The organism is Pseudomonas sp. RIT-To-2, assembly GCF_029623465.1.
Taxonomy (GTDB): domain Bacteria; phylum Pseudomonadota; class Gammaproteobacteria; order Pseudomonadales; family Pseudomonadaceae; genus Aquipseudomonas; species Aquipseudomonas silvicola.
Window position 1 is genome coordinate 79,174 of the sequence record NZ_JAPYKM010000012.1, and the last position, 21,840, is coordinate 101,013.

Below are 21,840 nucleotides of genomic sequence, written 5' to 3' on the forward strand. Positions count from 1 at the left end.
GTCCATGAACCTGCCCGCCTCCGAAGACCCGGCGCTCAACGGTTTCCACCCCGCCGTGCGCGCCTGGTTCCAGCACAGTTTCCCGGCCCTGACCCCGGCCCAGGCTCGCGCCTGGCCGCTGATCAAGGCAGGTGAGTCGCTGCTGGTGGCGGCGCCCACCGGGTCGGGCAAGACCCTGACGGCATTCCTGGCGGTACTCGACGAGCTGGTGCATTTGGGCGAAGCGCTGCCGGAACAGACGCTGGTGCTGTACATCTCGCCGTTGAAGGCGCTGTCCAACGACATTCAGATCAACCTGCAACAGCCGCTGGCCGGCATCGCCGAGCAACTGCAAGCACTGGGCATGCCGCCCGTGGCGATCCGCACGGCAGTGCGTACTGGCGATACGCCGCAGAAAGAGCGCGCCGCCATGCGCAAACGCGCACCACATGTTCTGGTCAGTACGCCGGAATCCCTGTACGTGCTGCTGGGGTCGGCCTCCGGCCGAGCGATGCTGGGCAATGTGCGCACGGTGATCGTCGATGAGATCCACGCAGTGGCCGCCAGCAAGCGCGGCAGCCATCTGGTCTTGAGCCTGGAGCGCTTGCAAGGCCTGTGCTCGGCGCCATTGCAGCGCATCGGGCTGTCAGCCACGCAACGGCCCATCGAGCGGGTGGCGCGTTTTCTGGCAGGCCATGAACGCCCGTGCGCGATCATCGACGTCGGCCACGCGCGGCCTCGGGACCTGGCCATCGAAGTACCGCCGGTGCCGCTGGGCGCGGTGATGGCCAACGATGTGTGGGAGCGGGTGTACGACCGACTGGCACAGCTGAGCCGCGAGCACCGTACCACCCTGGTGTTCGTCAACACCCGCCGGCTGGCCGAGCGCCTGGCCCGCCACTTGAGCGAACGCCTGGGCCGCGACGCCGTAGCCGCCCACCATGGCAGCCTGGCCAAGGAGCAGCGCCTGGAGGCCGAACAGCGGCTCAAGCGCGGCGACCTGCGCCTGCTGGTCGCCACGGCGTCGCTTGAGCTGGGCCTGGACATTGGCGATGTCGAACTGGTGTGCCAGATCGCCTCGCCGCGTTCCATCTCGGCGTTCCTGCAACGGGTTGGACGCTCCGGCCACCAGGTGGGCGGCACGCCCAAGGGCCGGCTGTTCGCCACCTCGCTGGATGACTTGATCGAATGCGCTGCGCTGCTGGACTGCGTGCGCCGTGGCGAGCTGGACACCTTGCATATCCCCGTGGCGCCACTGGACGTCCTGGCCCAGCAGATCATCGCCGAGGTCAGTTGCCAGGAATGGCACCAGGACGCGCTGCTGGCGCTGTTCCAGCGGGCCATGCCGTTCGCGCAACTGGACCCGGCCCATTACCACGCGGTACTGGCCATGCTCGCCGACGGCTACAGCGGCCGCCAGGGCGTGCGCAGCGCTTACCTGCATCGCGATGCGGTCAGTGGCACGCTGCGCGGGCGCCGCGGCGCGCAACTGACCGCGGTGACCAGTGGCGGCACTATCCCCGACAACGCCGATTACAGCGTGGTACTCGAACCCCAGGGCCTCAACGTGGGCACGGTCAACGAAGACTTCGCCGTGGAAAGCATTGCCGGCGATATTTTTCAGCTGGGCAATACTTCCTACCGCATTGTGCGGGTGGATACCGGCAAGGTGCGTGTCGAGGACGCCCAGGGCCAGCCACCCAACATTCCCTTCTGGCTGGGCGAGGCACCGGGGCGCAGCGATGAGTTGTCGTTCGCCGTGGCACGCCTGCAAGGCCAGGTGGACGAGCAGTTGGGCCTGCATGCCGGGCACGTGCCGGCGGTGGTGCAATGGCTGACCGATAGCCTGGGCCTGGGCACCGACAGCGCTGAGCAATTGGTCGACTACCTGGCGCGTACCCGCAACGCGCTGGGGGCGCTGCCCTCCCATGACACGCTGATCATGGAGCGTTTTTTCGATGAGTCCGGCGGCACTCAGTTGATCATCCACACGCCCTTCGGCAGCCGGGTCAACCGCGCCTGGGGCCTGGCCCTGCGCAAGCGGTTTTGCCGCACCTTCAATTTCGAACTGCAGGCCGCCGCCAGCGAAGACGCCATCGTGCTGTCGCTGTCCACCAGCCACAGTTTTGCCCTCGAAGAGGTGTGGCGGTACCTCAACAGCAACAGCGCCGAGCACCTGCTGATCCAGGCGGTGCTCGACGCGCCGCTGTTCGGCGTACGTTGGCGCTGGACGGCTAGCATCGCCTTGGCGTTGCCGCGCTTCCTGGGTGGGCGCAAGGTAGCGCCGCAGGTGCAGCGCATGAAAAGCGAAGACCTCACCGCCACGGTGTTCCCCGACCAGATCGCCTGCCTGGAGAATATCGCGGGCGAACGCGAGATACCCGACCACCCACTGGTGGAACAGACCCTGGACGACTGCCTGCATGAGGCCATGGACGCCGAGGCCTGGCTGGCCCTTCTGCGCCGCATGGAGCAGGGGCAGGTGCGGCTGATCTGTCGCGACCTGCCAGCGCCGTCCCCGCTGGCAGCGGCCATTCTCAACGCCCGCCCCTACGCGTTTCTCGACGATGCGCCGCTGGAGGAACGCCGCACCCAGGCGGTACTGGCCCGTCGCTGGAGCGAACCGCAGAGCGCCGATGACCTGGGCGCGCTCGACGGTGACGCCATCGATGCGGTGGCAGGTGAAGCCTGGCCAGCACCGACCCGTGCCGATGAAATGCATGAAGCGCTGATGCAGTTGGCGGCAGTGGGTAGTCACGAGGCAGGCGCTCACCCGCCGTGGCAAGGTTGGCTGCAACAGTTGGCGGCCAGCGGACGCGCCTGCCTGATGAGCGTGGGCAACGAACAGTTGCTGTGGCTGGCCGTGGAGCGCTTGCCCCTGATGCAGGCGCTTTACCCGGGGGCGACCTGTGTACCCGCCCTCTCTCCACTGCCCGGCTTCGATGCCGCGTGGGAGGTCGACGCCGCGGCCCAGGAGCTGATCCGCTCGCGCCTCAGCGGCTTCGGCCCGCTGCGCCTGGGGGAAATCGCCGCGCCACTGAACTTGCCGCTGCCCACGGTGGAGCAGGCCCTGGCCCACCTGGAGGGCCAGGGCTACCTGCTGCGCGGCCAGTTCCGTCCCGGTTTGCGCGACAGCCAATGGTGCGAACGCCACCTGCTGGCCCGCATCCACCGCTACACCCTCAAACGCCTGCGGCGGGAAATCGAGCCGGTCAGCCTGCAGGATTTCATGCGCTTTCTGCTGCACTGGCAGCACTTGGATGGCGGCACGCGCCTGCAAGGCCAGGCTGCCCTGAGCCAGGTGCTGGAGCAGTTGGAAGGCTACAGTGCCCCGGCCGGTGCCTGGGAAAGCGACCTGCTGCCCAGCCGCCTGCGGGACTACAACGGCCAGTGGCTGGATGATGCCTGCCGCACCGGTAAAACCGTGTGGACGCGCCTGGCGGCCAGCGGCAAACCGCTGACCGCCACCTTGCGCAGTACCCCCATTGTCTTGCTACCCCGCGCACGCGCCAACCTGTGGCGCGGCTTGTCACCGGCGGTCGAGCCCGGCGCTTTGTCCCCCAAGGCGCGCAAGGCCCATGACCTGCTGGGCCAGCACGGCGCGCTGTTTTTCGATGAATTGAGCAGCGAGGCGCATCTGCTGCCCAGCGAGCTGGAAACCGCCCTGCAGGAATCGGTCTCGGCCGGGCTGGTCAGTGCCGACAGCTTCGCCGGCCTGCGCGCGTTGATCACCCCAGCCAGCAAGCGCCAGGGCCGCAATGCCCGACGCGGGCGTGGGGCGTTCATTGGCGGCATGGACGACGCCGGGCGCTGGGCGCTGCTGCGCCCGGTCAGCGCACCTGCCGCCGACCCGCTTGAAATGGTGGCCATGACCTTGCTGCGCCGGTACGGGGTGGTGTTCTGGCGCCTGCTGGAGCGCGAGGCCGACTGGCTGCCCAACTGGCGCGAACTGCTGCGCACCTTCCATCGCCTGGAAGCCCGTGGCGAAATTCGGGGCGGGCGCTTCGTCAGCGGCCTGGCCGGTGAACAGTTCGCCCTGCCCGAAGCCATCCCGGTGCTGCGTGAGGTACGCAAGCGGCCGCTGGACGCCAGCCTGGTCATGATCAGCGCCAGCGACCCGTTGAACCTGGCCGGCACCCTGTTACCCGGCACCAAAGTGCCGGCGGTCAGCGGCAACCGCCTGGTGCTGCGCGATGGCCTCCCGGTGGCAGCGCTGCTGGCGGGCAAGCCGGTGTACTGGGAGGCCGAAACCGCTGCGTTGCGCGAGGCCTTGACCCGCCATTGAACATCCTCCCCTGTGGGACCGGGCGAAGCTCGGGAAACAGGACTACTTTGAGTGCACCTTCGCCAATCCGGGGATAGTCATGAGCCTGTCGCTGCTGAGTCGTTACGCTTTTTTTGCTGCCTGTGTGTTGTTCACCCTCGCCTGCATGCCCTTCATGCACCATGACTGGCTGTGGCCCTTCGCGTTCACCAGCGCCGTGCTGAGCCTGATCGGCATCTTCGACTTGCTGCAAACGCCCCATGCAGTGCGTCGCAACTACCCCATCCTGGGCAACATCCGCTACCTGGTGGAAGGCATTCGCCCGGAAATCCGCCAATACTTGCTGGAAGCCGACAGCGACGCCCTGCCCTTTTCTCGTGCCCAACGCTCGCTGGTGTACTCGCGCGCCAAGAACGAAAGCGCCGACAAGCCCTTCGGCACCCTGATCGATGTGTACCAACCGGGTTTCGAATTCATTGGCCATTCCATGCGCCCGGCGCCACTGACGGACCCGGCCAGTTTCCGCGTGATCATCGGCGGCCCGCAGTGCACCCAACCTTACTCGGCATCGATCTTCAATATCTCGGCCATGAGCTTCGGGGCATTGAGTGCCAACGCCATCCGCGCCTTGAACCAGGGGGCGAAATTGGGCAACTTCGCCCATGACACCGGCGAGGGCAGCATCAGCCCTTACCACCGTGAATACGGTGGCGACCTGGTGTGGGAGCTGGGCAGCGGCTATTTCGGTTGCCGCACCAGTGGCGGGCTGTTCGACCCGGAGAAATTCGCAGCCCAGGCCCGGGAACCTCAGGTGCGCATGATCGAAATCAAGATGAGCCAGGGTGCCAAGCCCGGCCACGGCGGCATACTGCCCAAGCACAAGGTGACCCGCGAGATCGCCGATACCCGCGGGGTGATGATGGGTGAGGATTGTGTGTCGCCGTCGCGCCATTCAGCGTTTTCCACACCGCTGGAGATGATGCATTTCATCGCCCAACTGCGCGAGCTGTCCGGTGGCAAGCCGGTGGGCTTCAAGTTCTGCATGGGCCACCCCTGGGAGTTCATGGGGATCGCCAAGGCCATGCTGGAGACCGGCATACTGCCGGACTTCATCGTCGTCGATGGCAAGGAAGGTGGCACAGGGGCAGCCCCCGTGGAGTTCACCGACCACATGGGTACGCCGATGCGCGAAGGGCTGCTGTTCGTGCACAACACCCTGGTGGGCATGAACCTGCGCGACAAGATCAAGCTGGGCGCCAGCGGCAAGATCGTCAGCGCCTTCGACATCGCCAGCGTGCTGGCCATCGGTGCCGACTGGGCCAACTCGGCCCGGGGCTTCATGTTCGCCATTGGCTGTATCCAGTCCCAGAGCTGCCACACCAACAAATGCCCCACGGGTGTCGCCACCCAGGACCTGTTGCGCCAGCGCGCGCTGGTGGTGCCGGACAAGGCCAACCGCGTGCTGAACTTTCACCACAATACCCTCAAGGCCCTGGCCGAAATGCTGGCCGCCGCCGGCCTGGAACATCCTGCGCAACTGGAAGCCAAGCACCTGGTGCGGCGCATGTCGGCCACCGAGGTGAAACTGTTTTCCCAACTGCATGTGTTCCTCAAGCCCGGTGAATTGCTCAAGGGCGAGGTGAGCGGCGAATTCTACCAACGCATGTGGGCCATGGCCCGCGCCGACAGCTTTGAGCCCAACCCTCTCTGACGTGCCGCTTGCAACCTCTGTCGTTTGTGGGCGCTCAGCGTTCGCGGCGCGGCCAAGTCCACTTGGTACGGAGCTCAGGCGCCGCGCGCAGCTGTGCTAGCATTGCTGACCCCATGCGAGAGCCACCATGCTGATCCCCCACGAACAACTGTCACCCGAGACCCTCACCCTGCTGATCGAAGATTTCGTCACCCGTGACGGCACCGACAACGGTGACGAAACCCCGCTGCAGACCCGCGTGGAACGCGTGCGTCACGCCCTGGCGAAGGCCCAGGCCTTCATCGTCTTCGACCCCGAAAGCCAGCAGTGCACGCTGATGCTCAAGCACGACATCCCCCGCGAGCTGTTCGACTGACGCCGGTCAGGATGCCGCCTCCTCGGCAGGCACTTCACCTGCCTGCCTCGCCAACTGCGCCTGTATTCTTCGATGAACCTCCGCCCGGTGAATATCCACAGTCCTGGGCGCCTGCACGCCCAGTCGAACATGACTGCCCCGCACTTCCAGGATCTTTACCCATACATCGTCACCAATGACGATCGTCTCCCCCACCACCCGCGTCAATACCAGCATTGTCCCGTCCTCAATCCATTTGAATGAGTAACCAGACTGCGCCGTGAGGGGGACGCTATCAATGCATCTGGACTAAAACAGGCATGCCCTACAACGGGGATTGAAACGTACTACAGACGTTTCTTAGTGAATAACGTACGGATATACACAACTAAACCCAGTTGAATAAAGTTGCACGGTCATGAACTCTGCAACTTCGGCCCCCACAGAATGATGCTTGCCCCCGCCACACAGAACATCGCGCCCAACCAGTCACTGCCGGACGGGCGCACGCGTTCCACCACTGCCAGCCACACCAGCGACGTGATGATGTAGAGACCACCGTAGGCGGCATAAGCGCGGCCGGCGTACGCGGCTTCGACGCGGGTGAGCAGCAGGCCGAAGCAGGTCAGGCTGATCAGCGCCGGGGCGACCCACCAGGCGCTCTTGCCCAGGCGCAGCCACAGGTAGAACGCATAGCAGCCGGCAATCTCGAAGATCGCGGCGAGGAAGAACCACAGGTAGTTGAGCATGTCGGGCTCCTTGGGGCGAAAAAAACCCGGGCGCCTGGCCCGGGCTTTCAAGGATACCCCAGGGCTATTCGCCACCGCGCCCCTGGCGAGCCTTGGCGCGCATTTTTTCCGCCATGCTGGCCATTTCGTTGTAGAGCAATTGCGGGTTCTGCTGCTTGAGCTGCCAGGCCATGCGGCCCTGTTCGTGGGGCAGAATCATGAACTCTCCCTCGGCGACACGCTGAAAGATGTAGTCGGCAATGTCGGCGGCGCTGATGGGTGAGCTTTCCAGCAACTTGCCCACCTGGGCCTTCATGGCGGGCGTTGGGCCACGGAACGAGTCCAGCAGGTTGGTCTGGAAAAACGACGGGCACACCACATGCACGCGTACTTCCTGCTCCCGCAGCTCGGCCAGCAGGCTTTCGGACAGGGCCAATACGCCAGCCTTGGCAACGTTGTAATTGCTCATGGCCGGCCCCTGCATGAGCGCCGCCATGGAAGCGATGTTGATGATGGTGCCCTTGCTCTGCTCCAGCAGCGGCAAGAACGCCTTGCAGCCCTTGACCACACCCATGAGGTTGATCGCGATCTGCCAGTCCCAGTCTTCCAGTTGCAACTCGCTGAAGAAGCCACCGGAGGCCACGCCGGCGTTGTTGACGATCACGTCGATACCGCCCAGCTTTTCTTCGCAAGCCTGGGCCAGTGCGGTCAGCTGGCTGTAATCGCGCACGTCGCAGCGCTGCACAAAGCCATCCCCTCCCGCCTCGCGGACCAGGCGCAGGGTTTCCTGCAACCCGGCCTCGTTGACGTCGGACAATGCCAGTTGCCACCCCTCGCGCGCCCAGCGCAAGGCAATTTCGCGGCCCAGCCCCGAGCCGGCGCCAGTGATCATCATGCGGTTGTGCATAGCCCATGCCCCGTTGTTCTTGAATGGTAGGGGGCAGTCTAGTGAAGGAACATCGGCGGCTCATTCACCATCAGGTTAGTGAATGGGTGATGCAAACTATCCGCGGGCGACCGTTAAAATAATTTGCACTTTTTTCCGCGGCGCGTAGTCCGAGGTATTAAGCGGTCAAGGTTTTCACTGACGCTAAAAACCTGCACCCTAAACGTCGAATAAGGAAAACGCCATGGGCACCATACTTATCATCATCCTCATCCTGCTGTTGATCGGTGGTCTTCCTGTATTTCCACACTCCAGAAGCTGGGGTTACGGGCCATCGGGCATTATCGGCGTGGTCTTGGTCGTGCTGCTGATATTGGTATTGCTTGGCAGAATATAAGCGTTACCCACTTGTGAAAAAGGCAGCCAGTGGCTGCCTTTTTCATGCCCGCAACACTCAGTGGGCAACGGCCCCACTGGCGCCCAGGCCGGTTTGCGAACGTACGAACTGCGGCATGAACAACGCCTGCTCGTCGGCTGCGGCCTTGGACTTGTCGGTGATGGAGAAGAACCAGATCCCGACGAAGGCAATGATCATCGAGAACAGCGCGGGGTACTCATAGGGATAGATCGCTTTCTCATGCCCCAGGATCTGCACCCAGATGGTAGGGCCCAGAATCATCAGCCCCACGGCGCTGATCAGCCCCAACCATCCACCGATCATGGCCCCGCGGGTGGTCAGGCGTTTCCAGTACATGGAGAGGAACAGCACCGGGAAGTTGCAGCTGGCGGCAATGGAGAACGCCAGGCCGACCATGAACGCAATGTTCTGGTTCTCGAACAGAATGCCCAGGCCAATGGCCAGGATCCCCAGGGCGATAGTGGTGATCTTGGAGACGCGTATTTCTTCCTTCTCGTTGGCTTTGCCCTTCTTGATCACGCTGGCATAAAGGTCATGGGACACCGCCGAGGCCCCCGCCAGGGTCAGGCCCGCGACCACCGCCAGGATGGTAGCGAAGGCCACGGCCGAGATGAAGCCCAGGAAGATACTGCCACCCACCGCATCGGCCAAATGCACCGCGGCCATGTTGTTGCCGCCCAGCAAGGCACCGGCCGCGTCCTTGAACGCCGGGTTGGTGCTGACCAGCAGAATGGCGCCAAAGCCGATGATGAAGGTCAGGATGTAGAAGTAGCCGATGAAACCGGTGGCATACAGCACACTTTTACGGGCTTCCTTGGCATCGGACACCGTGAAGAAACGCATCAGAATGTGCGGCAGGCCAGCGGTACCGAACATCAGCGCCAGGCCGAGGGAGAACGCCGAGATCGGGTCTTTCACCAGCCCGCCGGGGCTCATGATGGCCTCGCCTTTGGGGTGAACCTTGATAGCTTCGGAGAACAGTGTGTTGAAGTCGAAATTGACGTGCTTCATCACCATCAGCGCCATGAAGGTGGCGCCCGACAGCAGCAATACCGCCTTGATGATCTGCACCCAGGTGGTGGCCAGCATGCCGCCGAACAGCACGTACAGGCACATCAGGATGCCCACCAGCACCACGGCCACATGGTAGTCCAGGCCGAACAGCAACTGGATCAGCTTGCCAGCACCCACCATCTGCGCGATCAGGTAGAACGCCACCACCACCAGCGAGCCACACGCCGACAGGGTGCGGATCTCGGTCTGCTTGAGGCGGTAGGAAGCAACGTCGGCAAAGGTATATTTGCCCAGGTTGCGCAGGCGCTCGGCGATGAGGAAGAGAATGATCGGCCAGCCCACTAGGAAACCGATGGAGTAGATCAGCCCGTCATAGCCGGAGGTGAACACCAGTGCAGAAATACCCAGGAAGGAGGCGGCCGACATGTAGTCGCCAGCAATCGCCAGGCCGTTCTGGAAACCGGTGATGCGCCCGCCCGCAGCGTAGTAGTCGGCGGCCGATTTGTTGCGCTTGGATGCCCAGTACGTAATGCACAGGGTTGCGCCGACGAACACCACGAACATGATGATGGCGGAAACGTTGAGCGGCTGTTTCTGCACAGCGCCGCTGATGGCATCGGCGGCGAACAGCGCCGGGGCGAATGCCAGGAGGCCAAGGCTGGCCAATAATCGCTTGATCATTGTTGTGCCTCCTTCAGGATCTCTCTGTTCAGGTCATCAAACTCGCCATTGGCCCGGCGCACGTAAATGCCCGTCAACACGAATGCGCTGAGAATCAACCCGACACCGATGGGAATACCCCAGGTGATGGAAGAGTCGGGAGACAACTTGGCCCCGAGTATGTGGGGTCCGTAGGCGATCAATAGAATGAACGCCGAATAAAGCCCGAGCATGATCGCCGAGAGTATCCAGGCGAACCGTTCACGTTTTTGCACCAGCTCCTTGAAGCGCGGGCTGTTTTGTATCGAGAGGTAAATGCTGTCGTTCATTGTTTTTGTCCTCGCAGCACAGATGGGGTGGAACTATTCCACTTTAGGCTGCTGTGGAAGAGGCTCCAGACGACCTTAGTATTAGATCGACATTACGGTTTTTCCACTCGGAAAACTTGCATAGCTAACTATGACAACAAAAGACATTCCCCATGACACTAAAAAGCCGCCGGGGCTATAAACCTCGGCGGCTCTGCAAGTTGCGGTTTAGAGCGGTCAGTTGATTATTTGGCGGTCCATTCGGCCACACGATCAGGGTGCTTGGCCACCCAGTCCTTGGCCGCGGCTTCGGGTTTGGCGCCGTCCTGAATGGCCAGCATGACTTCGCCGATTTCGTCTTTGGAGTTCCAGTGGAAGTTTTTCAGGAACGTGGCTACCTCAGGTGCCTTGGTGGCCAGTTCCTTGCTGCCGATGCTGTTGACCGTCTCGGCCGCACCATAAACGCCTTTCGGGTCTTCGAGGAAACGCAGCTTCCACTTGGCGAACATCCAGTGCGGCACCCAACCGGTCACCGCGATGGACTCATGCTTGTCGTAGGCGCGGCCCAGTTCGGCGGTCATGGCGGCGCCAGAACTGGCCTGCAGCTTGTAGCCCGTCAGGTCGTAGTCCTTGATGGCCTGGTCGGTCTTGAGCATCACGCCAGAACCTGCGTCAATGCCGACGATCTTGTTCTTGAAGGTGGTATCGGTCTTGAGGTCGGCCACGGACTTGGCGGTGACGTATTCCGGCACGATCAGGCCGATCTTGGCGTCCTTGAAGTTGGGGCCGTAGTCGACCACCTTGTCTTTGTTCTTCGTCCAGTACTCGCCGTGGGTCACGGGCAGCCACGCGGAGAGCATGGCGTCGAGTTTGCCGGTGGCGACACCCTGCCACATGATCCCGGTCGCTACCGCCTGCAGCTTCACTTTGTAGCCAAGCTTCTGTTCGATCACTTGCGCGGCCACGTTGGTCGTGGCTACGCTATCGGACCAGCCATCGACATAGCCGATACTCAACTCGGGTTTGCTATCGGCGCTGGCCAGGGTCGAACTTGTCGCAAGTACCAGAGCGGCGGCCGCTCCCAGGATTTTTCGCTTATTCATCCAGACTTCCCCAAAAGGCTGCGCTCGACGGGGGTCGAGCATCGATCGTGTGCGGCGCGGGCAAGACGCCATGGACTGCACCTTGATGATCAACCTCATGCCTGGAGCATCCTGCTCTGGCTGCGACCTCGATGCAGCGAGAAACGACATCACTGTGCCAGCAGCGACCACTGCCTCCAGTGGCCTGCCCGAACTTTGCATGGCAAATGCTCTGGATTCGCACAAATACAGGTAACATGCGCGGCTTTGTTGCCTGACGAAAATAGACGATGCCTGCCACTGCCCGCTCAACGCTGTCGCCCTACCTGCTCGCCTGTGTGCTGGGGCTGCTTGCCCTTGCCGGTTTCTGGTACGACCTGGGCAAACCGGTGACCCTGCCCGACGCCGCCACCGCCACCCACAAGCTGCAATGCGCTTCGTACACGCCGTTCGACAAGGACCAGTCCCCCTTCGACCAGCCGTTCACGCTGCGCCCCGAGCGCATGGATGCCGACCTGGCCTTGCTGGCCACCCGCTTCGAATGCATCCGCACCTACTCCATGACCGGGCTGGAAGGCATTCCAGCCATTGCCCGCAAGCATGGCCTGAAGTTGATGATAGGTGCGTGGGTCAACAGCAACCCGGTGGACACGGGCAAGGAAATCAAGGCGCTGATCAAGGCAGCGAACGAAAACCCGGATGTCGTCACCGCAGTGATCGTCGGCAACGAGACCTTGCTGCGCAAGGAAGTCACCGGCAAGCACCTGGCCCAGTTGATCCGCGAGGTCAAGAGCCAGGTCAGGCAACCGGTGACCTACGCCGACGTCTGGGACTTCTGGCTGCAGTACCCGGAAGTGGCCCCGGCGGTAGACTTCCTGACCATTCACCTGCTGCCTTACTGGGAAGACAACCCCACGGGTATCGATGCCGCTCTGGCCCATGTGGCAAACGTACACGACAAGTTCGCCAAGCTGTTCGCACCCAAGGACATCCTGATCGGCGAAACCGGCTGGCCCAGCGAAGGCCGCCAGCGTGAAACCGCGCTGCCCAGCCGGGTCAACGAGGCGCGGTTCATCCGTGGCGTGGTGGCCATGGCCGAGCAGCGTGGCTGGCACTACAACCTGATCGAGGCCTTCGACCAGCCGTGGAAGCGTGCCAGTGAAGGCGCGGTGGGCGGCTACTGGGGCTTGTTCGACGCCGACCGTCAGGACAAGGGCGTGCTCCAGGGCCCGGTGACCAACGTGCCGTTCTGGCCGCAGTGGCTGGGCGCTGGCGTGGTGCTATGGCTGGCGACCCTGGCGTTTGCCGGGCGTGTGGACAACCGCCGCAGTGCCTTGCTGCTGCCGCTGCTGGCCGCCGTGGGCGCGGGCAGCCTGGGCGCCTGGGGCGAACTGGTGCGCATCAACGCGCGCTTTGCCGAGGAGTGGGTGTGGGCGGTGCTGCTGGTGGGCCTGAACCTGGTGGTGCTGGCCCATGGCGCCTTGGGCCTGGCGGCCCGCACCGGGTGGCGTGAGCGGCTATTTGCCTGGCTGGACCGCCGCGGTGGCTGGTGGCTGGCGGGCGCGGGTTTCGCGGCTGCGGTGATGATGCTGGCGCTGGTCTTCGACGCCCGTTACCGCAGCTTCCCGAGTGCGGCCCTGGTATTACCGGCGCTGGTGTACCTCTTGCGCCCGGTAGCCGTGCGCAAACCCGAGGCCCGCTTCCTCGCCGCCATTGTGGCGGTAGGCATCCCGGTGCAGTTGGCTATCGAAGGGCTGCAGAACCAGCAGGCCTGGGGCTGGGCGCTCGTCAGCGTATTGATGGCAGGGGCGCTGCTGCGCAGCCTGAAGGTGTCGCGCTAAGCCCTTTCCGAGCTTCGCCCGGTCCTGCAGGGTGGCAACCTGCTGAACCGGGCGAAGCGCGGGAGCCCGCCGAAACGGCCTCAGCGGCGAACCAGGCGCAGGCCGGCGATGACCACCGCGAACACCGCCAGGCTGGCGCTGTACAGCACCAGCGCCGGAATGCCGATCACCAGCGCCAGGGCCGCCAGCCACCACCCCAGGCATCGCGGAACGAAGAACCCCACCACCGAGGTGACCAACGCCGCGATGGCGATCACCCGAAAGTGAATCAGGTAGCCCAGCCCCGAGCGCAACTGGCACTCCCACCGCCCGGCCTCGTCACCGCACAGCCCTACCCAGCGGGCGTCCTCCATCAGCCCGTAGCGCACGCCATAACTGGCCGCCAGGCTCAGGGCAACCAAGACAAAAAGCACGATCAACGACGTACGGCGGGACATGACACACTCCGGAAGGGAAAATCGGCGCCAAGAATAACGGTCGGCACCCGTTATGCAAGGTGAAATCCCCGGCACGCGCTATTGTGTTTGCAGGATGTATCACCGCCGTACAATATTTTGCGTGCCAAATGCATCCATCCTTGGCAACTTGCCACCAGCGCGGTTGTCAGAGGCTGCGTACTTCACTTTGCTTTCGCCTTTTTAGGGGCTCCGTCATGCTTCGAATATTGCACTTCGCTGCCCTCGTGGGCGGCCTCATTCTGAGTGCGTCCGTGCTGGCCAAGGATATCGACGCCGCCAGCTATGGCTACCCGCTGACCAATCCGTTCGAAGCCACTATCGCCTCGACCCCGCCAGACCTGCGGCCCAAGCTGCCGGTGGACGAGGACATCAACCAGTCGGACTACACCCTGAACCTGCGCCCTGAACGCGAGTTCACCTTGCCCGACAACTTCTGGGCGGTGAAAAAGCTGCATTACCGCATGGCCACCCAGGACCATGCCGCGCCGCTGATCTTCCTCATCGCCGGTACCGGCGCACCGTACAACAGCAGCCTGAACGAGTACCTCAAGAAGCTCTACTACCAGGCCGGCTACCACGTGGTGCAGCTGTCGTCGCCCACCAGCTATGACTTCATGAGCGCCGCCTCGCGGTTCGCCACCCCAGGGGTCACCAAGGAAGACGCCGAAGACCTGTACCGCGTGATGCAGGCCGTGCGTGCCCAGCATCCCAAGCTGGCGGTCACCGACTATTACCTGACGGGCTACAGCCTGGGTGCGCTGGACGCGGCCTTTGTCAGCAAACTGGACGAAACACGCCGCAGTTTCAACTTCAAGAAAGTGCTGCTGCTCAACCCGCCGGTAAACCTGTATACCTCCATCAGCAACCTCGACAAGCTGGTACAGGCGCAGGTCAAGGGCATCAACAACACCACCACGTTCTACGAAGTGGTGCTGCAGAAGCTCACGCGCTATTTCCAGCAGAAGGGCTACATCGACCTCAACGATGCGTTGCTGTATGACATTCAGCAGTCCAAGCAGCACCTGTCCAACGAACAGATGGCCATGCTGATCGGTACCTCGTTCCGTTTCTCGGCGGCCGATATCGCGTTCACCTCCGACCTGATCAACCGCCGCGGGCTGATCACCCCGCCCAAGTTCCCGATCAGCGAGGGTACCAGCCTGGCGCCGTTCCTCAAGCGCGCGCTGCAGTGTGATTTCGACTGCTACCTGACCGACCAGGTCATCCCCATGTGGCGCGCCCGCACCGACGGCGGCAGCCTGCTGCAACTGGTGGACCAGGTGAGCCTGTACGCCTTGAAGGACTACTTGCACGACAGCCCGAAAATCGCTGTGATGCACAACGCCGACGACATCATCCTCGGCCCGGGCGACCTGGGTTTCCTGCGCAAGACCTTCGGTGATCGCCTGACCGTTTACCCGCACGGTGGCCATTGCGGCAACCTCAACTACCGCGTCAACGCCGACGCCATGCTGGAGTTCTTCCGTGGCTAAGACTTTATTCCTGGCCGCCGCACTGCTGTGTGCCGGCATGGCCCACGCCGACGACACCACCACCCCGGTTGACGGGGACGGTTTCACCGAGCCGCTCAAGCAGCTCAAGTTCAACCCGGGGCTGGACCAGCGCGAATTCGAACGCGCCAGCCTCACCGCGCTGAACGTGTACGACCCGCTGGAAAACTGGAACCGGCGCGTGTACCACTTCAACTACCGGTTCGATGAATGGGTGTTCCTGCCCGTGGTCAATGGCTACCGCTACGTGACCCCAAGCTTCCTGCGCACTGGCGTGAGCAACTTCTTCAGCAACCTGGGCGACGTGCCGAACCTGGTCAACAGCCTGTTGCAGCTCAAAGGCAAGCGCTCGCTGGAAATCACCGGCCGCCTGCTGCTCAACACCACCGTCGGTATCGCTGGCCTGTGGGACCCGGCCACCAAGATGGGCCTGCAACACCAGACCGAAGACTTTGGCCAGACCCTGGGTTTCTACGGTGTGCCGGGCGGCCCATACCTGGTGTTGCCGATCTTCGGCCCGTCGAACCTGCGTGACACCACCGGCCTGCTGTTCGACTACGGCGCCGAGTCGCAGATCAACTTCCTCAACGTGTCGCAGGAAAGCAGTCGCCACCCGGAAATCTGGGCGTTGCGCGCCGTGGACAAGCGCTACACCACCAGCTTCCGCTATGGCTCGCTGAACTCGCCGTTCGAGTATGAGAAAGTGCGCTACATCTACACCGAGTCGCGCAAGCTGCAGATCGCCGAGTAATTCCAGCCCTTGCAGCAGAGGGCTCCTGCAGGACCGGGCTTCGCCCGGTTCTGCAGGGTCAAGTCCATCCCATTGGGGAAGCGTCGGTCAGCGGCGGCGCTTTTCGTACAGCTTCGGCGACCCAGGCGGCCGCGACTTGAAGCGCCGGTGTGCCCACAGGTACTGCTCCGGGCATTCACGAATCGACGCTTCCACCCACTGGTTGATGCGCAGGCAATCAGCCTCTTCGCTTTCCCCGGGGAAATCTTCCAGCGGCGGATGAATCACCAACCGGTAACCGCTGCCATCGGCCAGGCGCTGCTGGGTGAACGGGACAACCCGCGCCTTGCCCAGCCGGGCGAACTTGGTGGTGGCCGTCACCGTGGCCGCGGGAATACCGAACAAGGGCACGAAGATGCCCTGCTTGGCGCCGTAGTCCTGGTCCGGCGCGTACCAGATGGCCCGCCCTTTGCGCAGCAGCTTGAGCATGCCTCGCACGTCTTCGCGCTCCACGGCCAGGGAATCGAGGTTATGACGTTCGCGGCCCTGGCGCTGGACGAAGTCGAACAGCGGGTTCTTGTGTTCGCGGTACATACCGTCGATGGTGTGGCGCTGACCCAGCAGGGCCGCACCGATTTCCAGGGTCGTGAAGTGCAGGGCCATCAGGATGGCACCCTCGCCGGCCTGCTGCGCCGCCTGCAAATGTTCCAGCCCCTCGATGTGTGCAAGCCGCGCCAGGCGGGCCTTTGGCCACCACCAACTCATGGCCATTTCGAAGAACGCGATGCCGGTGGAAACGAAATTTTCCTTGAGCAGACGCTGTCTTTCGACGAGCGGTAGTTCGGGGAAACACAGCTCCAGATTTCGCGCTGCGATACGGCGGCGTTCCCCGGCAATGCGGTACATACCCAGGCCCAGCAGGCGGCCGATGACCAGCAAGGCGCGGTACGGCAGCTGTACCACCAGCCACAACAGCCCAAGGCCCAGCAGCAACGGCCAGAAACGCGGGTGAAGAAAGGTTCGGTTAAAACGCGGGCGATCCATTACAGATTCCGGACAGACAACATGGCCGCGCATTCTACATGGGTTCGCCCGGCTTGCGGCTGGCGGGCGTTCTCGTTATAAGTCTCGGCACTTTTCGTTACAAGGCGCCGTTTTGCCGACCATGACCCAGACCGAACCGCTAGACCAGGAAAACGTGTTCCAGCTCAAGGGCAGCATGCTCGCCATTACCGTTCTGGAACTGGCCCGCAACAACCTTGAAGGGCTGGATCGCCAATTGGCGGCCAAGGTCGCCCAGGCCCCGAATTTCTTCAGCAACACCCCGCTGGTGCTGGCGCTGGACAAGCTGCCGGCCAGCGAAGGGGCTGTCGACCTGCCCGGCCTGATGCGCGTATGCCGCCAGCACGGCCTGCGCACGCTGGCCATTCGCGCCAGCCGGATCGAGGACATCGCCGCCGCCATCGCCATCGACCTGCCGGTGCTGCCGCCGTCGGGCGCCCGCGAGCGCACCCTCGAACTGGAGCCGCCCAAGCCGCCTGAGCCGCCCAAGCCGGTGGTCAACCCGACCAAAATCATCACCCTGCCCGTGCGCAGTGGCCAGCAGGTCTACGCCCCGGGTGGCGACCTCGTGGTCATGGCGACGGTCAGCTCCGGTGCGGAACTTCTGGCCGATGGCAACATCCATGTGTACGGCCAGATGCGCGGCCGCGCGCTGGCTGGTATCAAGGGTGACACCAAGGCCCGCATCTTCTGCCAGTACCTGGGCGCCGAGCTGCTGTCCATCGCCGGCCAGTACAAGGTGTCCGAAGACCTGCGGCGCGACCCCTTGTGGGGGGCCGGTGTACAAGTCAGCTTGTCCGGTGATGTGTTGAACATCACCCGCCTTTAACGGATACTGCCGCCATTTTCCGTACAACTTTTAAACTTGGCGGCTTATAGCCATCATCTGGCGAGCCGACTGCAGTTGTTTACAAGTCATGCTTTCATTCAGGGACTAGCAATCCTTTTTCATTAGGGGTGATACACCTTGTCCAAGATTCTCGTGGTTACATCCGGCAAAGGTGGTGTGGGCAAGACCACCACCAGCGCCGCCATCGGTACCGGTCTGGCCCTGCGTGGCCACAAGACAGTCATCGTCGACTTCGACGTGGGCCTGCGCAACCTCGACCTGATCATGGGCTGTGAACGCCGCGTGGTGTACGACTTCGTCAACGTCGTCAACGGCGAAGCCAACCTGCAGCAGGCCCTGATCAAGGACAAGCGCCTTGAGAACCTTTACGTGCTGGCTGCCAGCCAGACCCGTGACAAGGACGCGCTGACCAAGGAAGGCGTTGAAAAGGTCCTGATGGAGCTCAAGGAAACCTTCGAATACGTGGTCTGCGACTCGCCGGCCGGTATCGAGACCGGTGCCCACCTGGCGATGTACTTCGCCGACGAAGCCATCGTCGTGACCAACCCGGAAGTGTCTTCGGTACGTGACTCGGACCGTATGCTGGGCCTGCTGGCCAGCAAATCGCGCCGCGCCGAGAAAGGCGAAGACCCGATCAAGGAACACCTGCTGCTGACCCGCTACAACCCCGAGCGCGTGAGCAAAGGCGAGATGCTGGGCGTGGAAGACGTCAAGGAAATCCTGTCGGTGACCCTGCTGGGCGTCATCCCTGAATCCCAGGCGGTGCTCAAGGCTTCCAACCAGGGCGTGCCGGTCATCCTCGATGACCAGAGCGACGCTGGCCAGGCCTACAGCGATGCCGTGGACCGACTGCTGGGCAAGAACGTGGAACACCGCTTCCTCGCCATGCAGAAGAAAGGATTCTTTGAGCGGCTCTTTGGAGGCAACTGATGAGCATTTTTGACTTCTTTCGTTCCAAAAAGGTCAATACCGCGTCGGTAGCGAAAGAGCGTCTACAGATCATCGTGGCGCACGAGCGTGGCCAGCGCAGTACCCCGGACTACCTGCCCGCCCTGCAGAAAGAGCTGGTCGAGGTGATCCGCAAGTACGTGAACATCGGCAACGAGGACGTGCAGGTGGCACTGGAAAACCAGGGTAGCTGCTCGATTCTGGAACTCAACATCACCCTGCCTGACCGCTAACCCGGCCAGGCAGTACCCGCGGCGGTGGGGATCGGCGGCAGACCTGTGTCGCCTGCTTCCCGAGCTTCGCCCGGTCCCACGTGCCATGCGCTGTGGGCTCGGGGAAAGCTCGGGAGCAGGCACCACGGATCTCAGGTCGATCCTCACCGCCGTTGGCGTTTTTACCGAGACAACTTCAATGCCGCTGTCGAACATCGAAATCCTGCACCAGGACGCTGCTATCCTGGTGATCAACAAGCCCACCCTGCTGCTGTCGGTACCTGGCCGCGCCGAGGACAACAAGGACTGCCTGATCACCCGCCTGCAGGAAAACGGCTTCCCCGAGGCCCGCATCGTGCACCGCCTGGATTGGGAAACGTCGGGCATCATCCTGCTGGCCCGTGATGTCGATACCCACCGCGAGCTGTCGCGCCAGTTTCACGACCGGGAAACCGAGAAGGCCTATACCGCCCTGGCCTGGGGTCAGCCGGCTTTGGACAGTGGCAGCATCGACCTGCCATTGCGATACGACCCGCCCACCAAGCCGCGCCATGTGGTCGACCACGAACAGGGCAAGCACGCGCTGACCTTCTGGAAAGTGCTGGAGCGCTGCGGTGACTGGTGCCGCGTGGAGCTGACGCCCATCACCGGCCGCTCGCACCAACTGCGCGTGCACATGCTCTCCATCGGCCACCCGCTGCTGGGTGACGGCCTGTACGCCCACCCAGAGGCCCTGGCGGCCTACCCGCGGCTGTGCCTGCACGCCAGCATGCTGAGCTTCACCCACCCCGTGAGTGGCGAGCGCGTACGTTTCGAGTGCCCCGCGCCGTTCTGATCTGCCGCGCCCCTGTCGAACGAGCAGGCACTACGCGGCGCGCCCTTCCCGAGTTTCGCCCGGTCCCACAGAAGGGTGGCAGTCAGGCCAGTTCCGGCTAGACCTGCCATGCCTCCAGGGCTAAGTGCTTTGCCTCACTGACCCAACTGCCGCGAGGGTGTGGGACCAGGCTTGCCTGGGAAGCAGGCACCACCCTTCCCGGGCAAGCCCGGCCCCACAGGGCCGTTGCATGGTGTTTCAAGTCAGCGCACAAAGCCGGCTTCAATACGTTAAACTCGCGCCATTGCTGTCTGGAGCCACCTATGCGCGAAGCTTTGAACCAGGGCCTGATCGATTTCCTCAAGGCCTCCCCCACGCCCTTCCATGCCACCACCAGCCTGGCCATGCGCCTGGAGGCGGCCGGTTACCAACGTCTCGACGAGCGTGACACCTGGGCTACCGTCGCCGGCGGGCGCTATTACCTGACTCGCAACGACTCCTCCATCATCGCCATCAAGCTGGGCCGTCATTCGCCGTTGATTGGCGGTATCCGCCTGGTCGGCGCCCACACCGACAGCCCTTGCCTGCGCGTCAAGCCGCAGCCCGAGCTGCAACGCCAGGGCTTCTGGCAACTGGGCGTGGAAGTGTATGGCGGCGCGCTGCTGGCGCCCTGGTTCGACCGCGACCTGTCGCTGGCCGGCCGTGTCACCTTCCGCCGCGACGGCAAGGTGGAAAGCCAGCTGGTCGACTTCAAGCTGCCCATCGCCGTCATCCCCAACCTGGCCATCCACCTCAACCGCGAGGCAAACCAGGGCTGGGCCATCAATGCCCAGAACGAGTTGCCACCGATCCTGGCCCAGGTGGCCGGCGACGAGCGCCCGGACTTCCGCGCCCTGCTCACAGAGCAACTGGCCCGCGAACACGGCCTGAACGCAGACGTGGTGCTGGACTACGAGCTGAGCTTCTATGACACCCAGAACGCCGCCGTGGTCGGGCTGCATGGGGAGTTCATCGCCGGCGCGCGCCTGGACAACCTGCTGTCCTGCTACGCCGCGCTGCAGGCGCTGCTCAATGCCGACAGCGAAGAAACCTGCGTGTTCGTGGCCAATGATCACGAGGAAATCGGTTCCTGCTCGGCCTGCGGCGCCGACGGCCCGATGCTGGAGCAGACCCTGCGCCGCCTGCTGCCCGACGGCGACGACTTCGTGCGCACCATCCAGCGCTCGCTGCTGGTGTCGGCCGACAACGCCCACGGCGTGCACCCCAACTACGCCGACAAGCACGACGCCAACCACGGGCCGAAACTCAACGCCGGCCCGGTGATCAAGGTCAACAGCAACCAGCGCTACGCCACCAACAGCGAAACCGCCGGCTTCTTCCGCCATTTGTGCATGGCCGAGGAAGTACCGGTGCAGAGCTTCGTGGTACGCAGCGACATGGGTTGCGGCTCCACCATCGGCCCAATCACCGCCAGCCACCTGGGCGTGCGCACCGTGGACATCGGCCTGCCGACCTTCGCCATGCACTCGATCCGCGAACTGTGTGGCAGCCAGGACCTGGCCCACCTGGTGAAGGTGCTGGAAGCCTTCTACCGCAGCCGCGAACTGCCGTAACCCGTTCGGTCGCACGCCGCTGTCGGTGTGGGAGCCGGGTTGCCGGCGAGCTTTGTAGCCTGAAAGCTTGCTGACAACCCGGCGCCTGCCCCGAACCGCGCACTTCAACATTGCATGACACAAATCAGGTGACGACGCGCATCCGGGCCTAAACTTGAATAAGGCCCTCCCCCCAAGGACGCGCATCATGGACGAATTCACCCTTCTGCTCATGCAGGTCACGGCCAGCCTCGGCCTGCTCACCCTCGGTTTCAGCCTGCGCGAGCGCAACCTCGGCGTGCTGATGATCTGGTTCGGCATGCTCTGCCTGCTGGGCATCGTGCTTTACAAGATCCTCGTCCGAATTGGCGCTTAAGCACTCGCATTGCCCCGGCACGCCTCGTACACTGCCTCGATCTGGAATTACCCTGAGTCTAT

At 63.2% G+C, this 21,840-nt stretch carries 21 protein-coding genes; 13 read left to right on the forward strand and 8 right to left on the reverse strand.

What is annotated here, in order from left to right:
- The first annotated feature begins 4 nt into the window (after positions 1-4).
- The 3 genes from QBK88_RS13240 to QBK88_RS13250 all read left to right on the forward strand — a co-directional run bounded on the left by QBK88_RS13240 (position 5) and on the right by QBK88_RS13250 (position 6,309).
- Complete coding sequence (locus tag QBK88_RS13240; RefSeq protein WP_277962354.1) at positions 5-4,264, forward strand: DEAD/DEAH box helicase; 4,260 nt, start codon at positions 5-7, stop codon at positions 4,262-4,264.
- Positions 4,265-4,343: 79 nt separating this feature from the next.
- Positions 4,344-5,954 (forward strand): FMN-binding glutamate synthase family protein, encoded by a 1,611-nt coding sequence (locus QBK88_RS13245; RefSeq protein ID WP_277962355.1) that lies wholly within the window; start codon positions 4,344-4,346, stop codon positions 5,952-5,954.
- A 127-nt stretch (positions 5,955-6,081) separates the two neighbouring features.
- Complete coding sequence (locus tag QBK88_RS13250) at positions 6,082-6,309, forward strand: YheU family protein (protein ID WP_277962356.1); 228 nt, start codon at positions 6,082-6,084, stop codon at positions 6,307-6,309.
- A gap of 6 nt (positions 6,310-6,315) precedes the next feature.
- On the opposite strand, the gene csrA is transcribed toward QBK88_RS13250, so the two are convergent.
- The 3 genes from csrA to QBK88_RS13265 form a co-directional block, all read right to left on the reverse strand.
- Positions 6,316-6,525 carry a carbon storage regulator CsrA gene (csrA, locus tag QBK88_RS13255; protein WP_277962357.1) on the reverse strand — a complete coding sequence of 70 codons (210 nt, stop codon included), beginning with the start codon at positions 6,523-6,525 and terminating at the stop codon, positions 6,316-6,318.
- Between the two features lie 179 nt (positions 6,526-6,704).
- Complete coding sequence (locus tag QBK88_RS13260) at positions 6,705-7,037, reverse strand: YnfA family protein (protein ID WP_268144747.1); 333 nt, start codon at positions 7,035-7,037, stop codon at positions 6,705-6,707.
- Positions 7,038-7,101: 64 nt separating this feature from the next.
- Complete coding sequence (locus QBK88_RS13265) at positions 7,102-7,923, reverse strand: SDR family oxidoreductase (RefSeq protein ID WP_268144750.1); 822 nt, start codon at positions 7,921-7,923, stop codon at positions 7,102-7,104.
- A gap of 223 nt (positions 7,924-8,146) precedes the next feature.
- Here QBK88_RS13265 and QBK88_RS13270 point away from each other — a divergent pair, with 223 nt between their 5' ends.
- Positions 8,147-8,299 carry a DUF3309 family protein gene (locus tag QBK88_RS13270; protein WP_009045034.1) on the forward strand — a complete coding sequence of 51 codons (153 nt, stop codon included), beginning with the start codon at positions 8,147-8,149 and terminating at the stop codon, positions 8,297-8,299.
- Between the two features lie 57 nt (positions 8,300-8,356).
- On the opposite strand, the gene QBK88_RS13275 is transcribed toward QBK88_RS13270, so the two are convergent.
- The 3 genes from QBK88_RS13275 to QBK88_RS13285 form a co-directional block, all read right to left on the reverse strand.
- The gene (locus QBK88_RS13275) at positions 8,357-10,015 is read right to left on the reverse strand and encodes a cation acetate symporter (protein WP_277962358.1); all 1,659 of its coding nucleotides are present in this window, start codon (positions 10,013-10,015) and stop codon (positions 8,357-8,359) included.
- Positions 10,012-10,323, reverse strand: coding sequence for a DUF485 domain-containing protein (locus tag QBK88_RS13280; protein WP_268144755.1), 312 nt, complete (start codon positions 10,321-10,323; stop codon positions 10,012-10,014). Before QBK88_RS13280 ends, QBK88_RS13275 begins: the two co-directional genes overlap by 4 nt.
- A gap of 224 nt (positions 10,324-10,547) precedes the next feature.
- A complete protein-coding gene (locus QBK88_RS13285) occupies positions 10,548-11,405 on the reverse strand; it encodes a glycine betaine ABC transporter substrate-binding protein (protein ID WP_277962359.1) in 858 nt (285 codons plus the stop codon).
- Between the two features lie 269 nt (positions 11,406-11,674).
- Here QBK88_RS13285 and QBK88_RS13290 point away from each other — a divergent pair, with 269 nt between their 5' ends.
- Positions 11,675-13,225 carry a beta (1-6) glucans synthase gene (locus QBK88_RS13290; protein ID WP_277962360.1) on the forward strand — a complete coding sequence of 517 codons (1,551 nt, stop codon included), beginning with the start codon at positions 11,675-11,677 and terminating at the stop codon, positions 13,223-13,225.
- 80 nt (positions 13,226-13,305) lie between these two features.
- Here the strand turns inward: QBK88_RS13290 and QBK88_RS13295 are convergent, their stop codons facing one another.
- The gene (locus tag QBK88_RS13295; protein WP_277962361.1) at positions 13,306-13,662 is read right to left on the reverse strand and encodes a hypothetical protein; all 357 of its coding nucleotides are present in this window, start codon (positions 13,660-13,662) and stop codon (positions 13,306-13,308) included.
- A gap of 215 nt (positions 13,663-13,877) precedes the next feature.
- Here QBK88_RS13295 and QBK88_RS13300 point away from each other — a divergent pair, with 215 nt between their 5' ends.
- Positions 13,878-15,176 (forward strand): serine/threonine protein kinase, encoded by a 1,299-nt coding sequence (locus tag QBK88_RS13300; protein ID WP_277962362.1) that lies wholly within the window; start codon positions 13,878-13,880, stop codon positions 15,174-15,176.
- Positions 15,169-15,945 carry an MlaA family lipoprotein gene (locus QBK88_RS13305; protein ID WP_158154385.1) on the forward strand — a complete coding sequence of 259 codons (777 nt, stop codon included), beginning with the start codon at positions 15,169-15,171 and terminating at the stop codon, positions 15,943-15,945. The genes QBK88_RS13300 and QBK88_RS13305 overlap by 8 nt, the downstream gene beginning before the upstream one ends.
- Positions 15,946-16,032: 87 nt before the next feature.
- Here the strand turns inward: QBK88_RS13305 and QBK88_RS13310 are convergent, their stop codons facing one another.
- On the reverse strand, positions 16,033-16,968 hold the full coding sequence (locus QBK88_RS13310; protein ID WP_277962363.1) for a lipid A biosynthesis lauroyl acyltransferase: 936 nt from the start codon (positions 16,966-16,968) through the stop codon (positions 16,033-16,035).
- A gap of 112 nt (positions 16,969-17,080) precedes the next feature.
- Here QBK88_RS13310 and minC point away from each other — a divergent pair, with 112 nt between their 5' ends.
- The 6 genes from minC to QBK88_RS13340 all read left to right on the forward strand — a co-directional run bounded on the left by minC (position 17,081) and on the right by QBK88_RS13340 (position 21,778).
- A complete protein-coding gene (minC, locus tag QBK88_RS13315) occupies positions 17,081-17,815 on the forward strand; it encodes a septum site-determining protein MinC (protein WP_268144770.1) in 735 nt (244 codons plus the stop codon).
- Positions 17,816-17,953: 138 nt separating this feature from the next.
- Positions 17,954-18,766 carry a septum site-determining protein MinD gene (gene minD, locus QBK88_RS13320; RefSeq protein WP_268144772.1) on the forward strand — a complete coding sequence of 271 codons (813 nt, stop codon included), beginning with the start codon at positions 17,954-17,956 and terminating at the stop codon, positions 18,764-18,766.
- Positions 18,766-19,017, forward strand: coding sequence for a cell division topological specificity factor MinE (gene minE, locus QBK88_RS13325; RefSeq protein WP_008366588.1), 252 nt, complete (start codon positions 18,766-18,768; stop codon positions 19,015-19,017). The genes minD and minE overlap by 1 nt, the downstream gene beginning before the upstream one ends.
- Before the next feature lie 178 nt (positions 19,018-19,195).
- Positions 19,196-19,831: an RluA family pseudouridine synthase gene (locus tag QBK88_RS13330; protein ID WP_277962364.1), complete on the forward strand. Its 636-nt coding sequence runs from the start codon at positions 19,196-19,198 to the stop codon at positions 19,829-19,831.
- Between the two features lie 302 nt (positions 19,832-20,133).
- Complete coding sequence (locus tag QBK88_RS13335; RefSeq protein WP_277962365.1) at positions 20,134-21,423, forward strand: M18 family aminopeptidase; 1,290 nt, start codon at positions 20,134-20,136, stop codon at positions 21,421-21,423.
- A gap of 187 nt (positions 21,424-21,610) precedes the next feature.
- On the forward strand, positions 21,611-21,778 hold the full coding sequence (locus QBK88_RS13340; protein ID WP_277962366.1) for a hypothetical protein: 168 nt from the start codon (positions 21,611-21,613) through the stop codon (positions 21,776-21,778).
- Positions 21,779-21,840 lie beyond the last annotated feature (62 nt).

What these genes read in the sequence shown, in the direction of transcription:
- QBK88_RS13240 (WP_277962354.1), top strand. Translation starts at nt 5, where the DNA reads ATGAACCTGCCCGCCTCCGAAGACCCGGCGCTCAACGGTTTCCACCCC.
- QBK88_RS13245 (WP_277962355.1), top strand. Translation starts at nt 4,344, where the DNA reads ATGAGCCTGTCGCTGCTGAGTCGTTACGCTTTTTTTGCTGCCTGTGTG.
- QBK88_RS13250 (WP_277962356.1), top strand. Translation starts at nt 6,082, where the DNA reads ATGCTGATCCCCCACGAACAACTGTCACCCGAGACCCTCACCCTGCTG.
- csrA (WP_277962357.1), bottom strand. Translation starts at nt 6,525, where the DNA reads ATGCTGGTATTGACGCGGGTGGTGGGGGAGACGATCGTCATTGGTGAC.
- QBK88_RS13260 (WP_268144747.1), bottom strand. Translation starts at nt 7,037, where the DNA reads ATGCTCAACTACCTGTGGTTCTTCCTCGCCGCGATCTTCGAGATTGCC.
- QBK88_RS13265 (WP_268144750.1), bottom strand. Translation starts at nt 7,923, where the DNA reads ATGCACAACCGCATGATGATCACTGGCGCCGGCTCGGGGCTGGGCCGC.
- QBK88_RS13270 (WP_009045034.1), top strand. Translation starts at nt 8,147, where the DNA reads ATGGGCACCATACTTATCATCATCCTCATCCTGCTGTTGATCGGTGGT.
- QBK88_RS13275 (WP_277962358.1), bottom strand. Translation starts at nt 10,015, where the DNA reads ATGATCAAGCGATTATTGGCCAGCCTTGGCCTCCTGGCATTCGCCCCG.
- QBK88_RS13280 (WP_268144755.1), bottom strand. Translation starts at nt 10,323, where the DNA reads ATGAACGACAGCATTTACCTCTCGATACAAAACAGCCCGCGCTTCAAG.
- QBK88_RS13285 (WP_277962359.1), bottom strand. Translation starts at nt 11,405, where the DNA reads ATGAATAAGCGAAAAATCCTGGGAGCGGCCGCCGCTCTGGTACTTGCG.
- QBK88_RS13290 (WP_277962360.1), top strand. Translation starts at nt 11,675, where the DNA reads ATGCCTGCCACTGCCCGCTCAACGCTGTCGCCCTACCTGCTCGCCTGT.
- QBK88_RS13295 (WP_277962361.1), bottom strand. Translation starts at nt 13,662, where the DNA reads ATGTCCCGCCGTACGTCGTTGATCGTGCTTTTTGTCTTGGTTGCCCTG.
- QBK88_RS13300 (WP_277962362.1), top strand. Translation starts at nt 13,878, where the DNA reads ATGCTTCGAATATTGCACTTCGCTGCCCTCGTGGGCGGCCTCATTCTG.
- QBK88_RS13310 (WP_277962363.1), bottom strand. Translation starts at nt 16,968, where the DNA reads ATGGATCGCCCGCGTTTTAACCGAACCTTTCTTCACCCGCGTTTCTGG.
- minE (WP_008366588.1), top strand. Translation starts at nt 18,766, where the DNA reads ATGAGCATTTTTGACTTCTTTCGTTCCAAAAAGGTCAATACCGCGTCG.
- QBK88_RS13330 (WP_277962364.1), top strand. Translation starts at nt 19,196, where the DNA reads ATGCCGCTGTCGAACATCGAAATCCTGCACCAGGACGCTGCTATCCTG.
- QBK88_RS13335 (WP_277962365.1), top strand. Translation starts at nt 20,134, where the DNA reads ATGCGCGAAGCTTTGAACCAGGGCCTGATCGATTTCCTCAAGGCCTCC.
- QBK88_RS13340 (WP_277962366.1), top strand. Translation starts at nt 21,611, where the DNA reads ATGGACGAATTCACCCTTCTGCTCATGCAGGTCACGGCCAGCCTCGGC.